Genomic DNA, 13,265 nt, shown 5'->3' with positions numbered 1-13,265 from the left:
TTCTCTACTTGCTGGCGCTTGTGGGTGCGGACTGCTCGGACGGCGCTCCCGGCTGGACCCCGGGGGCGTCGTCGCTTGTGGCTGCTGCCGACTGGACCTCGGAAGCAGCGGTCTCGGAGAGGCCGAGGAAATCGAGCAAGTCGGCCTTGCGGACGCGGAACGCGCGCCCGAGCGGTACGACCTCGATGGGGAAGTCGCCTGCCTTGACCAGGGCGTAGCCGTTGGTCGGGCCGATGTTCAGTGCGGCAAAGGCCTGCTTGACGGTGGGCATCGCGGGCAGGTCGCGGACCTGCTCGGGGGTAAGCGGCGTGGCGGTCGTCATGACACCGCCGCCTGTACCGGGATGAAGGCGCGGCCGGCACGCTCCAGCGGGACCCACAGGACCAACAGGTCCACGCCGAGCGCCGCACAGATGGACTTGGCCTTGTGCTCGGGTACGGACTGCTGGGCGCCGGACATGAGGGCGCCGATCGTTCCGTGGGCTACGCCTGCGATGGCGGCCAGTTCGCGGCTGGTGATTGCTTCACCGGTGCCGGTGCGCTCCATCAGGAGCTTGAGTCGGTCCCCACTGTGGACCGCGTACATCGTGGGTGCGGGTTCTCTCACGTTCACCTCGCTGAAAGCCACGTTCATCTTGCTGAACGCTGTGGGCGAGAGCATTCCATGAGCTGAACGCTTTGTCCAGTCTGCTGAATGAAGGGGGCGCGTCTGTAATCGGCCAATGACTCCGCGCTACCTGGCGTTGTCGACCTATCTACTGAACAATTCGTTCAGTGCATGGAATGAACAACCTGTGCAACCTGCCCGTACGTCACAGTGATCCGCGCGCGACCCTGAACGCCCGACGATTCGCTCAGACCACAGGAGTGGCAGGATGACCCCCATGGCGGCCAGAGAGCAGACACCGAGTGACCCTGAACGGCGCACCGCTTTTGCTGACTTGATCCGCGCGCGCCGTAAGGCCTTGCGGCTGGGGCTCGATGCCTTCGCGGAGAGGGCCGTCGACCCGGTGAGCGGGACACGTGTAACGCGTGGCTGGATCTACCGCCTGGAGACGGGGGAGAACGTCGAGTCTCCCGATTACGAGAAGTTGTGTGCGCTCGCCGCCGCCACCGAGCTGCCGCTCAGGACGCTCCAGGATGCGGCCGGCAGCCAGTTCCACGGCAGGGATCCCGTCGAGGGAGGGTCGCCCGTCTCGGTCGCCTACGTGCGCAAGCTGGACAAGCTTGACCCAGAGCAGCGGGACCGCCTCTTTGCGTTCATCGACACCCTTGTTCCCCCGGACGCGGACGAAGATCAGTAACGCATGCATTCCCCTGTGAATCACCCTGGGTGAGCATTTGAAGCGGGGAGTACACAAGAGGGGCTCGTGGTGCGATCATGTCGAAGCACCCCGTAACCGAAGGGGTGCAGGTCTAGGTCCACATTCGAACGCATTTGCGGGAGATGGGGAGGCTACATGGGGTCACCACAACCGCCTGAGTCCGATGGGGAGCCGCCACACCACCTCGGCGCGACTGCCCGCGCCTGGTACGTGTTCAGCGACGCATTGCCCGACGGCGAAATCCTCATGCCCATCCTCACCGAGCACGGAACGGCTCTGGCCGTACGTCCCGGAGAGATGACGGAGGCACTCATGACCGAGCTCAATGCCGTCCTGCGGCATCTGATCGGGGTGGGTCTCTGGCAGCCTGGACAGGAGGGCGCTCCGCCCGAGCGAGAGGAGTGAGTAATGCCGTCTGCACGCCGGGCCGGGAGCATCACCAAGCGCTGCGAGTGCCGCGGGGCAGACGGAAAGCTGCTGGGCAAGTCCTGTCCGCAGCTCAGCAAGAAGAGCCACGGTTCCCTATCTCTGCGTCAGGAGCTGCCGCCCGACGCAGACGGAAAGCGCCGCACCTTCCGGCGCACCGGATACGGCAGCGTGCGGGACGCCTCGGCCGACCTCTCCCGGCTCCAGGCGATCCTTGACCTACCCGGCGACGATGAGGATGAGCAACGGCGCGTCGGTGACTTGCTCGCCGACACGATGAAGCGGCGCGCCGACATCCCATCTTCCGCCGAGGTACAGCGCCGTCTCGGCGTCGGCATCCCCCTCGATGGCAAGGCGACCGTCGGGGAGTGGCTCGACACCTGGTTCGCCGCCAAGAAGACACGCAAGACGACGAACGCTGGCTACGCCTCGCACATCCGCGTCCACCTGCGTCCAGGCCTCGGGCATTACCGCCTGGACCGCCTGAACGTAGGTCAGGTCCAGGAGTTCTTTGACGCCATCGACGACGCCAACGAGACCGTGGCCGCGGAGAACGCGGCTCGGCGCGAGCAGGAAGCGCGCTGCTCGTTGGGCAGACCTGGCGCACCCAAGGCCTCGGAGCGCGAACGGCTGGAGGCCGAGCGCGCCAAGCTGGCGGCCATGCCGCCCTACCGCAGGATCACCGGGGCCGCCACCAAGCAGCGCATCAGGGCGACGCTCCGAACCTCGTTGAACGCGGCGATCCGGCGCCAGCTCATCACCTTCAACCCGGCGGCCTGGGTAGAGCTGGACTCAGGGAAGCGACCCAAGGCCATCCTTTGGACGCAGCAGCACGTCGACCGCTGGCGCGAGACAGGGGAGACGCCATCCGGCGTCATGGTCTGGACTCCGCAGCAGCTCGGCGTGTTCCTCGACGAGGCCGAGCCGCACAGGCTCTACGCGTTCTTCCATCTCATCGCGTTCCGCGGGCTGCGCCGCGGCGAGGGCGTCGGGCAGGACTGGGTCCACGTCGACCTCGACGGGCAGGCCCTCACCGTCGCCAAGGAAATCGTGGTGGACGGGTGGACGCCCACCGAAACGGCGCCCAAGACAGACGGTTCCGCCGGCACCATCGGCCTCGACTCCGTCACCGTGCAGGTACTGCGCGAGCACAGAGCACGCCAGGAAGCAGAGAGGGCGGCGTCGGGCGCCGCCTGGGTTGATACGGGCAAGGTCTTCACGACCGAGTCCGGCGAGTGGCTGCACCCGGACGTCGTCAGCAAGACGTTCCGGCGCCTGTACGAGGCCGCGGGCCTACCGCCCATCAACTTGCGCGACCTCCGGCACTGCGCCGCCACACTCATCCATGCGGGCGGCGGCGACCTCCATGCCATCAAAGAGACGCTGCGGCACTCCACCATCAAACTCGCCTCGGACACGTACACCTCGCTGCTCCAGGAAGTCGACCTGGAGATTGCCGAGCGCGCCGCCGCGCTTGTGCCGCGAGCTCGTCGCGGACAGAGCGAGGCCCCGCCGCCGGCCGCTGTACCGGAGACGGGGCCTGCCGCGTCGCAGCCAGCGAGCGCGGATGGGATGAGCACCACGGTACGCCCGGTCACTGACAACGGGCAGGCCTCGGCGTAGAATTGACGAACAGGCAAAGGGCTTCTGACCTGCGGGTCGGAGGCCCTTACTGCTGGCCCCGTGCTGGCCCCAAGGCCACGCAACGACGCGATACGAGACGGTACGAGACGGTGCGAAGCAGCGGTGATGAACGTACGCTAAACGCCTCTGACCAGCACTGGACGGCATGACGCAGCACTTGGCGATTCAACGCGATACGAGACGCGATGAGCGGACCGCAGACTTTTAATCCATTGGTTGTGGGTTCGAGTCCCACAGGGTCTACCGCGCACGGCGCCCCACCCGGTCTCGGGTGGGGCGCCGTCGTCGTGCGTGCCGGCGAGTGCCGCGGGGGCGGCGGGGCGTCAGCCCGCCGTCAGTTCCGGCAGGGGCAGCGTGTGCTGGGTCTGGAGGACCTTGGCGCGCAGGTAGCGGACGTTGTGCGCGGTGGTGAAGACGCCCGTCGGGACACGCCGGGCGACCGTGATGCCGAGGTCGCGGAGCTGGTCGGCCTTGTCCGGGTTGTTGGAGAGCAGGTCCACGGAGTCGATGCCGAGGGCCCGGAGCATCTGGGCGGCGGCCGTGTAGTCGCGGCCGTCCTCGGGCAGCCCGAGCGCGGCGTTGGCGGCGTAGGTGTCGAGGCCCTGGTCCTGGAGGGCGTACGCGTCGAGCTTGTTGTAGAGGCCGATGCCGCGGCCTTCCTGACGGAGGTACAGGAGTACGCCGCCCCGGTCCGCGATCCGTTCCACCGCCTCGCGCAGCTGCGGGCCGCAGTCGCAGCGGGCCGAGCCGAAGACGTCGCCGGTCAGGCACTCGGAGTGCAGCCGCACCAGCGGGTCGGGGCCGGGCTCGCCGAGCACGACCGCCAGGTGCTCCTGCTCGTCGGCGAGGCCGTGGAAGGTGACCAGCTCCGCGTCGACCGAGTAGCCGTCACCGAAGCGCAGCGGTACGCGGACGCGGGTGCGCACCGTGGCGGTGGGGTAGTCGCGCATGTTGTCTCTCCGTCCAGCGGGTTCGTTCGAGACGGTGCTTCAGATTTGAAGCAAGCCCTCGGAGGGAGACAATACACGGTGCTTTAAAGTTCAAGCAATGCGTTCCGCGTCGCCTGTCGCCCGGTGTGCCGTGCGGCGCGGCCCGAGGCCGGCGGCGACTCGCGTGCCCCCCGTCCGCGCGTCTCGCGCGCGGACCTCACGAAGAACGTCGCCGCCAGGGCAGATCTTCCCCGCAGGTCCCGGCCCCTTCGCCCTGGATCGCCCGCGTGATGGCCCCGCAGATCTCCTCCAGCTGGCCGACCTGTTCCGGGGTGAGATGGTCGAAGATCGCCGCCCGCACCGTCTCCACGTGCCCCGGCGCCGTCCGCTCCAGTACGGCCATGCCCTCGTCGGTGAGGGTCGCCACCTGGCCGCGCTTGTCGGTGGGGCAGCCCTCGCGGCGCACCGTCCCGTCGTTCTCCAGCCGTGTCACCGCGTACGTCAGCCGGCTCCGGGTGATCTTCAGGATCTCGGCCAGCTCGGTCATGCGCAGCCGCCGGTCCGGCGCCTCGGAGAGCATGGCGAGGATGGAGTAGTAAAGGTGCGGCATGCCCGCCTCCGCCTGGAGCCGGCGGTCGATCGTGTCCTCCAGGAGCGAGGAGGCGGAGACGTACGAGCGCCAGGCGCGCTGTTCGGCGGGGGAGAGCCAGCGGGTCGTCATGCTGCCAGTCTAGGTATTGTTTAAAAGTTGAACCACTGAGTCAGCCGGGCCGGGCCGCCGCGAGCCGGTTCGAACCGCCGAGAGCCGGAGGGTGCGTCCTCATGCCCCATCCCTACGTCCTGCTGTCCGCCGCCGTCTCCCTCGACGGCTTCCTGGACGACACTGGCCCCGAGCGGCTGCTGCTCTCGGGAGCGGCCGACTTCGACCGGGTCGACGAGGTGCGGGCGTCCAGCGACGCGATCCTCGTCGGGGCCGGCACGATCCGCGCGGACAATCCGCGGCTCCTGGTCAACTCGGCCGAGCGCCGCACGGCACGCGTCGCCGAGGGGCGTCCGGAGTACCCGCTGAAGGTCACCGTCAGCGGGTCCGGCGATCTCGACCCGGCGGCACAGTTCTGGCACACCGGCGGCGAGAAGGCCGTCTACACGACCGACAAGGGGGCGGGCCGGGCGGCCGAGGCCCTGCGCGGGCTCGACCACCTCGGCATCGACATCGTCTCCACCGGCCCCGAGCTCGACTGGCGCGCCGTGCTGGAGCACCTGCACGACGTGCGGGGCGTGCGCCGCCTCATGGTCGAAGGGGGCGGGCGGGTCCACACCCAGCTGATGCGGGAAGGGCTCGCGGACGAGCTGCATCTCGCCGTCGCACCGCTCTTCGTGGGCCAGCCGGACGCGCCGCGGCTGTTCGGTCCGGGCGCGTATCCCCCCGGGCGGATGCGCCTCGTGGAGACGCGGGCCGTCGGAGACGTCGTCCTCATCCGGTACGTCCCCACGGCACCCGGCACCGGCGAGCTCGCCGGCGCCGCGGACCGGCAGTGGCTGGCCCTCGCCTGCGAGCTGGCCGCGCTGTGCCCGCCCTCGCAGACGGCGTTCAGCGTGGGCGCGGTGGTGGTCGCGGCCGACGGCACCGAGCTGGCCCGCGGTCACTCCCGGGAGGGTGACGACCCCGTCGTGCACGCCGAGGAGGCCGCGCTCGCCAAGATCGACCCCGCCGACCCCCGGCTGGCCTCCGCCACCGTGTACAGCAGCCTGGAGCCGTGCGCCCGACGCGCCTCCCGGCCCGCCCCCTGCGCCCGGCTGATCCTCGACGCCGGGGTGCGGCGCGTGGTGACCGCGTGGCGCGAGCCCGACACGTTCGTCGCGGAGGCCGACGGAAGCGGGCTGCTCGCCGCCGCGGGCGTCCACGTCCTCGAACTGCCGGAGTTCGAGGAGCGGGCGAAGGCGCCCAACCGGCACCTGCTCGGCTAGGGGGTTTCGTTCGGATCGCCGCGGGCCCGAGCCGATCCGAACGAAGCCCCCTGGTCCCCGGCCTCGCGCGACACGCCGGGAGGGGGCGCGGAGAAACGTGTGTGCTTCGGGTCCCGCGGATGGCGTACACTGGTTTCACCGACGCGGGGTGGAGCAGCTCGGTAGCTCGCTGGGCTCATAACCCAGAGGTCGCAGGTTCAAATCCTGTCCCCGCTACTGAAACAAGGGCCGGACTCGGAATGACGAGTCCGGCCCTTGGTCTTTCCCCCGGCCTGTTCCCGGTCCTCGGCCTTTCCTCGCACCCTTGCCCCGCGCCCCGGGTGGCGGCAGGGCACGACCTCGCGCATTCCCCCGGTCGGTCCACACCGGTCGCCGCCCGCCCCCGTGCCGGGAAATCTGGACGGGTGGGGCGACCAGGAAGCGAGCGGCGAGCGGCCACGGGCCCGTACGACCGGTCCGGTGGACGGCTGCCCGGCGACCCCGTGCCCGACCCCGGCCTCGGGGACACCCCGCGGCCCCGTCCCGCGGGCGCCGGGGAGCGTGGGGTCTCCTCCGCGCGGACCTTCGTCCGGGTGCTGCCCGCGCTGCTCGTCGTCGCCGGGGTCCTCTACGACTACCTGACCCCGAGGGAGTTCACCGCCGCCCCCTTCTTCACCGCCGCCCCGCTGGTGGCCGCGCCTCTCTACACGCTGCTGAGCACGGCGCTCACCGGCCTGCTGGCCGTCGTCGCCGTCCTCGCGGTCCACCTCAGGCTCGGAATCGTCATGCACGTCGACGCGGTCACGGAAGTCGTCACCGTGGCGACCGCCGCCGGCCTGGCCGCGCTCATCAACGTCCTCGTGCGCCGCAGCGACGAACGGCTCGCCTCGGTCCGGGAGGTCTCCGAGTCCGCGCAGCGCGCGGTGCTGCCGGAACCGGCCGAGCGGATCGGCGGTCTGGAGGTCGCCGCACGCTACGAGGCGGCGCAGGCCGACGCGTTCATCGGCGGCGACCTTTACGCGGTGCAGGACTCGCCGCACGGCGTACGCGTGGTCGTGGGAGACGTACGGGGCAAGGGCATGGGCGCGGTGGCCGCCGTCGCCGTAGTGATCGGCGCCTTCCGGGAGGCGGCCGAGCAGGAGGCGACCCTGGAGGCGGTCGCCGGCCGTCTCGAACGGGCGCTGGCGCGTGAGGGCACCCGGCGGGAAGGTCTGGACGCCTTCGAGGGCTTCACCACGGCCGTGCTCGCGGAGGTCCCGCACGGCGAGTGTGTCGTGCGGATCCTCAACCGCGGCCATCCGCCACCCCTGCTGCTGCACGCCGACGGCACGCTCGTCACGCTCGACGGCGGGCCGGCGGCACTGCCGCTCGGGATGGGCGAGTTGGGCAGCTGGCCCGACCGTGCGGTGTGCGAGAAGTTCCCGCACGGGGCGACGCTGCTCCTCTACACCGACGGTCTGTCCGAGGCGCGCGACGGGCGTGGGGACTTCTACGACCCGGCGGAACGTCTCGCCGGACGCGTATTCCCCGGTCCCGACGCCCTGTTGACCGTCCTGGCCGAGGAGGTCCGGCGGCACGCGGGAGGCGGCACGACGGACGACATGGCGCTGCTCGCCGTACGACGTCCTTGATCGTCGTCACCGGGGGTGACCGGACCGTATCCCTCCGCATAACGACTGACGCACCATCAAGGAAAGGTGTGTTTACGAGGTGCGGTCAACTCGCCCGGTTTCCGACGGTGGTGCCCCCAAAGTCCAGGCCAAAAGCGTTAACGATCAGTCCGAACGGCTTGGAATCCGGGGTCCGCGTCTATTAACGTTCGATAACGCAGCGCGGTCGTCCCAGCCGTCACAAGAGATGGCTCCGTGCGCACGCGCCGAATCCCGCAAGGGAGCCGGGGAACCACCAACTTGGGGTGAATCGGGCGTTCTTCGCGGTCATATCCGTGGGGGACGCGCGTAGGAGACCTTCCTGCTCCGAACCCGTCAGCTAACCCGGTAGGCGAGAAGGAAGGAAAGGAGCGCGCCCACGTGGCGTCCAACCGGCCTGCCCAGCCAACCTCGTTCGCGCCGGACGAAACCCAGTCCATCGGCTACGCGCACGGCAACGACGAGGGCCCCTGGGAGGAGTGGAATCCCACCGCGGATTCCGTCCGTCCCGTCCGCGGCCGGCACCGCGTCAGCAAGCAGCGCGGCGGAGGACTCGCCCGCAGCTCCACCGTCCTCGGTGTCGGGGTCATAGCCGCCGTCGGCGCGGGTGGCATGGCCACCGCGGCGCCCGGCAAGCCGCCGGTCTCGATCTCCCTGCCCGACCTCTCCTCGGTCACCGAGTCCGCCAAGGCCCTGATCTCCGACGGCGGCGAGTCCAGCGCGCCCAAGGGCTCCAACACTCCTCTCACCACCGCCGGACTGACCAGCGCGGACGCCGCGCAGGGCAGCGCCGACGCCGGTGAGGCGCTGCGTGCCCGCATCATGCAGCAGGCCGAGTCGCAGCAGGACCAGGTCGACAGCGCGGCCCAGGAGGCCGCCGAGACCGCCGCCGCGAAGCAGGCCGCCGAGACCGCCGCGAAGCAGCAGGACGCCGCGGAGGCCAAGGCCACCGCCGCCAAGAAGAAGGCGGAGGAGGAGGCCAAGGCCAAGGCCGAGGCGGAGCGCCTCGCCGAGCTGGCCAAGAGCTACTCGCTGCCCACCTCCTCGTACACGCTGACCTCCACCTTCGGTGAGGCCGGCTCCATGTGGTCCTCCGGCTACCACACCGGCCTCGACTTCGCGGCGCCCACCGGGACGCTCATCAAGGCGATCCACGGCGGCACCATCACGGAGGCCGGCTGGGCCGGCGCGTACGGCTACCGCACGGTCCTCACCCTCGACGACGGCACCGAGCTGTGGTTCTGCCACCAGTCGTCGATCAGTGTCACCGCCGGGCAGAAGGTCACCACGGGCGAAGTGATCGGGCGCGTGGGTGCGACGGGCAACGTCACCGGACCGCACCTCCACCTGGAAGTGCACCCCGGCGGAGGCGACTCCATCGACCCGATGGCCTGGCTGCGCGGCAAGGGCCTCAACCCCTGAGCCGACCGTCTTCACCCTTGCGCCGAGGGGCTCCGGCTCCGGGCTGAGGGTCTCCACCCTTGCGCCGAGGGATCTCCCCTGGGCTGAGGGTCTCCAGCTCTGTGCCGAGGGCTCCGGCTCCTGGCTGAGGTGCTCCACGCTCGTGCCGGGGGATCTCCCCTGGCCGAGGGTCTCCACCCTTGTGCTCAGGGATCCGAGCCTGGGCCGAGGGTCTCCACCCGAACCCAGGGCTCAGCGCCCTGGGCGCACGGGCTTCATCCCGAGCCGAGGGGCCCGGCCCCCGGTGCGAGGGGCGCCACTCCTGAGGCGCGACCGCACATCCTCCGCCGAGGCGGCGCCACTTCCTCCGCGGCAACGGTCTCCGGCAGCCCTGACGACAACCCCCCGACGTCAGGGCTGCCGGTCAGGTGCATTCGGATGTCTTCGGATGCATGCGGAATACACCCATCCGGTAAGGGTGTTGGGGCGAGGTATGACTCCTCTCCGCAAGCTCGGTCCGTCCGACCTCGAGATCTTCCCGCTCGCCCTCGGGGGCAACGTCTTCGGCTGGACCGCCGACGAAGCGCACTCCTTCGCCGTGCTCGACGCGTACACCGCCGCCGGCGGCAACTTCATCGACACCGCCGACTCCTACTCGGCGTGGGTCGACGGCAACGAGGGCGGCGAGTCCGAGACCCTCATCGGCTCGTGGCTGAAGAAGCGCGGCAACCGCGCGGACGTCGTCCTCGCCACCAAGGTCAGCCAGCACCCCCGGTACCCGGGCCTGTCCGGTGCCAACATCAAGGCGGCGGCCGACGCGTCCCTGCGCCGCCTCGGCACCGACCGCATCGACCTGTACTACACGCACTTCGACAAGCCGGAGGTGCCGGTCGAGGAGATCATCGGCGCGCTCGACGAACTGGTGCGCGCGGGCAAGGTGCGGCACATCGCCGCGTCCAACATCTCCCCCGAGCGGCTCCGCGAGTCCCTGGAGTTCTCCGACCGCGAGGGCCTCGCGCGCTATGTCGCCCTGCAGCCCCACTACAACCTCGTCTCGCGCGACACGTACGAGGGGCCCCTGCACGACGTCGCCTCCCGCGCCGGCCTCGCCGCCGTCCCGTACTTCGCCCTCGCGTCCGGCTTCCTCACGGGCAAGTACCGCCCGGGTACGAGCGTCGACTCGGCCCGCGCCGCAGGGGCGGGCAAGCACCTCGACTCCGAACGCGGCATCCGTGTCCTGGCCGCCCTGGACGAGGTCGCCGAGGCGCACGGCGCACCGGTCGCCACGGTCGCCCTGGCCTGGCTGGCCGCCCAGCCGACGGTCGCGGCCCCCATCGCCTCCGCCCGCACGGTCGAACAGCTCCCGGCGCTGCTGGGCGTGGCGGACCTCGTCCTCACGGAGGGGGAGCTGGCGAAGCTGACGAAGGCGTCCGCCTGACAGGAGCTGCCGCTAGGTGCGGTAGGGGTTGTAGGCGGGGTACGGGGCCACCGGGCCGTACGGGTTCCCGTACGGCTGTCCCTGCGGTTGCTCCGCGGGGTGTCCGTACGCCCAGGCGTACCCGTACCCGTAGCCGCTTCCCTGGGCGGGCCACGGCGGTGCCGGAATCCGCGGTGCGACCGCCCGTGCCGCGTACGCCAGGGCGGGCCGGGCGATCTCCCTGCGCCGCCACAGCTCGTCGAGCAACTCCCGCTCCCGCACGACGAAGTCGGCGCCGGCACGGCCGCGGCGGCCCCGGTGACGCAGGAACGCGAGCGAGGTCGCGTACGCCTCGTACTCCGCGACCGAGCGCGCCGCGGCCTTCCCGCCGTGATGCCCCGCGTACTCGCGGGCGAGCCGCCGCGCCCGCATGGAGCCGAGCACATGGGGTTCGGCCGGGATCAGCCAGCCGGCGACGGCGTACGCCGGAAGCTCCGTGCGCACGGTGCGCAGTTCACGCTGCCGTGTCCAGACGACCAGCCAGGTCAGCAGTCCGAACGCGGGCACCATGAACGCGGCGTACACCGCGAAGAATCCGTACTCCCCGAACGTCGAGGAGCCGTTCCAGACGGAGTGCATGCCCATGGCGAGCAACAGTCCGCCGAAGGGCAGCAGCACGCGGCGCAGATGCTGGCGTTCCGCGGACAGTGCCGCGACGCCGAATCCGATGCCGGTCAGCACGGTGAACAGCGGATGCGCGAACGGTGACATGACCACGCGGACGAAGAAGGTCGCGGCGGTGAGGGAGGCGAGCCCCCGCTCCCCGCTGAGCTGGTCGGTCCCGAACGCGGTGCCGAGGTAGAGGATGTTCTCGGTGAACGCGAAGCCGGTGGCCGTGATCCCGGCTATGACGACCCCGTCGACGATCCCGGTGAAGTCCCGTCTGCGGAAGAGGAAGACCAGCAGCACGGCGGCCGCCTTCGCGGATTCCTCGACGATCGGCGCTATGACGGTCGCGCCGAGCGTGTCGGCGCTCGACGGGTCCGCGGTCGAGGTCGCTATCCATCTGGTCGCGAAGCTGTTGGCGACGATCGCTATGAGCGCGGCGGCGCAGGCGCCCCAGGCGAACGAGAAGATCAGATTGCGCCAGGGGCCCGGTTCGACACGGTCCAGCCAGCGGAACGCGGCGATGAGGAGCGGCACGGGGAACACGGCGAGACCGAGGCCGACCAGAAAGCCCTCGGTGCCGGTCTGCTCGCGGACGAGCGCCAGGATCACGAGCCCCGACATCGCGAGCAGGGTGATCAGCGCGCCGTACCGGACCCATCGGCGCTGCCACCAGTGCGCGTGCCGCAGCCCACCGCCGGCGGGACCGCCGGGGTGCGTCGGGTACGTCGGGTACGGAGGGCAGGTGGCCACGGCATCGACCCTAACGAGGGAGGGGCGCAGCCCGCGACGGTGCCTGGTGCTGCCCGGGGCACCCGCACGGACACCGAAGGGACGGCCCGGGTGGCTCCCGGGGCTTCAGCGGCCCTTCAGCCGTCGGCGGACTGCTGGTCCGGGTGTTCTTCGAGCTGCTGTACGCGCCGGAAGAGGAGGTCGTTCACCACATGACCCTTGTCCAGTCCCTGGCCCTCGAAACGGGTCAGCGGCCGGAAGCCGGGACGTGGCGCGTAACCGCCGTCGGGCTGGGTGTTCTCGAAGTCGGGGTGCGCGCTCAGCACTTCGAGCATCTGCTCGGCGTAGGGCTCCCAGTCGGTCGCGCAGTGCACGATCGCGCCCGGCTTGAGGCGGGTCGCCACCAGGCTGAGGAACTCGGGCTGGATCAGCCGCCGCTTGTGGTGCCGCTTCTTGGGCCAGGGGTCGGGGAAGTACACCCGCAGACCGCTCAGGGACTCCGGCCGGAGCATCTCCCTGAGCAGGATGATCGCGTCGCCGTTGGCCACGCGGACATTGGACAGGCCGCCCCGGTCGGCGAGATTGAGCAGGTTGCCCTGGCCCGGCGTGTGCACGTCGACCGCGAGGATCCCGGTCTTCGGGTCCTCGGCCGCCATCTGCGCGGTCGCCTCGCCCATCCCGAAGCCGACCTCCAGCACGACGGGACAGTCGGTCCCGAACAGCTCGGCCAGATCGATCGTCCGCTGCCCGTCGATGTCCAGACCCCACTTGGGCCACAGCCGCTGGAGCGCGTCCGCCTGCCCGGCCGTCACCCGGCTGCGACGCGGCTGGAAGCTCCGGATGCGCCGCTCGAAGTGCGACCCGGCGGGATCGGCCTTCGGGCCGTCGGGGAACCGGGGCTCGCCCTTCGCACGGGTATGCCGCAGCGAGCCGGCGTCGGTGGCCGGCCCGGCCTCTTCGGGGGAGTCAAGGAAGTCAGACACAGTGGTGTCGATTTTACGGGGGTGTGCGGGCTGGGGGATCCGGGTCCGGGACAAGGTCCCCCAGGGGCAGGGGCAGGGGCAGGGGCAGGGGCAGGGGCAGGGGCAGGGGCAGGGGCAGGGGCAGGGGCAGGGGCAGGGGCAGGGTGC

General features: G+C 70.6%; 12 protein-coding genes, 1 tRNA gene and 1 riboswitch. Of the genes, 7 read left to right on the top strand and 6 right to left on the bottom strand.

Annotated elements, in window-relative coordinates:
* Positions 1-4 precede the first annotated feature (4 nt).
* Both ABEB03_RS37400 and ABEB03_RS37395 read right to left on the bottom strand, forming a co-directional pair.
* Positions 5-322, bottom strand: coding sequence for a helix-turn-helix domain-containing protein (locus tag ABEB03_RS37400; RefSeq protein WP_345657383.1), 318 nt, complete (start codon positions 320-322; stop codon positions 5-7).
* Positions 319-660, bottom strand: a complete 342-nt coding sequence (locus ABEB03_RS37395) for a helix-turn-helix domain-containing protein (RefSeq protein ID WP_345657382.1) — start codon at positions 658-660, stop codon at positions 319-321. The genes ABEB03_RS37400 and ABEB03_RS37395 overlap by 4 nt, the downstream gene beginning before the upstream one ends.
* 223 nt (positions 661-883) lie before the next feature.
* On the opposite strand from ABEB03_RS37395, the gene ABEB03_RS37390 reads away from it, so the two are divergent.
* Both ABEB03_RS37390 and ABEB03_RS37385 read left to right on the top strand, forming a co-directional pair.
* Entirely contained in the window at positions 884-1,303 is a 420-nt protein-coding gene (locus ABEB03_RS37390; protein ID WP_345657381.1) for a helix-turn-helix domain-containing protein, read from the top strand.
* A 429-nt stretch (positions 1,304-1,732) separates the two neighbouring features.
* Positions 1,733-3,373, top strand: a complete 1,641-nt coding sequence (locus ABEB03_RS37385; protein ID WP_345657379.1) for a site-specific integrase — start codon at positions 1,733-1,735, stop codon at positions 3,371-3,373.
* A 344-nt stretch (positions 3,374-3,717) separates the two neighbouring features.
* Here the strand turns inward: ABEB03_RS37385 and ABEB03_RS37380 are convergent, their stop codons facing one another.
* Together ABEB03_RS37380 and ABEB03_RS37375 are read right to left on the bottom strand one after the other, a co-directional pair.
* Positions 3,718-4,344: a GTP cyclohydrolase II gene (locus ABEB03_RS37380; protein WP_095935266.1), complete on the bottom strand. Its 627-nt coding sequence runs from the start codon at positions 4,342-4,344 to the stop codon at positions 3,718-3,720.
* A gap of 196 nt (positions 4,345-4,540) precedes the next feature.
* On the bottom strand, positions 4,541-5,044 hold the full coding sequence (locus tag ABEB03_RS37375; protein WP_345657378.1) for a MarR family winged helix-turn-helix transcriptional regulator: 504 nt from the start codon (positions 5,042-5,044) through the stop codon (positions 4,541-4,543).
* Between the two features lie 101 nt (positions 5,045-5,145).
* Between ABEB03_RS37375 and ABEB03_RS37370 the strand changes: the two genes are divergently transcribed.
* The 5 genes from ABEB03_RS37370 to ABEB03_RS37350 all read left to right on the top strand — a co-directional run bounded on the left by ABEB03_RS37370 (position 5,146) and on the right by ABEB03_RS37350 (position 10,758).
* Positions 5,146-6,291 carry a dihydrofolate reductase family protein gene (locus ABEB03_RS37370; RefSeq protein ID WP_345657376.1) on the top strand — a complete coding sequence of 382 codons (1,146 nt, stop codon included), beginning with the start codon at positions 5,146-5,148 and terminating at the stop codon, positions 6,289-6,291.
* A gap of 142 nt (positions 6,292-6,433) precedes the next feature.
* A tRNA-Met gene (locus ABEB03_RS37365) sits at positions 6,434-6,507 on the top strand.
* A 188-nt stretch (positions 6,508-6,695) separates the two neighbouring features.
* Positions 6,696-7,901 carry a PP2C family protein-serine/threonine phosphatase gene (locus tag ABEB03_RS37360; protein ID WP_345657375.1) on the top strand — a complete coding sequence of 402 codons (1,206 nt, stop codon included), beginning with the start codon at positions 6,696-6,698 and terminating at the stop codon, positions 7,899-7,901.
* A 233-nt stretch (positions 7,902-8,134) separates the two neighbouring features.
* Positions 8,135-8,289, top strand: a riboswitch (cyclic di-AMP (ydaO/yuaA leader).
* An 11-nt stretch (positions 8,290-8,300) separates the two neighbouring features.
* The gene (locus ABEB03_RS37355; RefSeq protein WP_345657374.1) at positions 8,301-9,341 is read left to right on the top strand and encodes a M23 family metallopeptidase; all 1,041 of its coding nucleotides are present in this window, start codon (positions 8,301-8,303) and stop codon (positions 9,339-9,341) included.
* Positions 9,342-9,813: 472 nt separating this feature from the next.
* Positions 9,814-10,758, top strand: a complete 945-nt coding sequence (locus tag ABEB03_RS37350) for an aldo/keto reductase (protein ID WP_345657373.1) — start codon at positions 9,814-9,816, stop codon at positions 10,756-10,758.
* Between the two features lie 12 nt (positions 10,759-10,770).
* On the opposite strand, the gene ABEB03_RS37345 is transcribed toward ABEB03_RS37350, so the two are convergent.
* Together ABEB03_RS37345 and trmB are read right to left on the bottom strand one after the other, a co-directional pair.
* A complete protein-coding gene (locus tag ABEB03_RS37345) occupies positions 10,771-12,156 on the bottom strand; it encodes a PrsW family intramembrane metalloprotease (RefSeq protein ID WP_345657372.1) in 1,386 nt (461 codons plus the stop codon).
* 116 nt (positions 12,157-12,272) lie between these two features.
* A complete protein-coding gene (trmB, locus tag ABEB03_RS37340) occupies positions 12,273-13,118 on the bottom strand; it encodes a tRNA (guanosine(46)-N7)-methyltransferase TrmB (RefSeq protein ID WP_345657371.1) in 846 nt (281 codons plus the stop codon).
* Positions 13,119-13,265 lie beyond the last annotated feature (147 nt).

The organism is Streptomyces siamensis, from assembly GCF_039543605.1.
Classification (GTDB): domain Bacteria; phylum Actinomycetota; class Actinomycetes; order Streptomycetales; family Streptomycetaceae; genus Streptomyces; species Streptomyces siamensis.
Note: the sequence above shows the minus strand (reverse complement) of the source record. Positions and strands in the feature narration are given on the sequence as shown.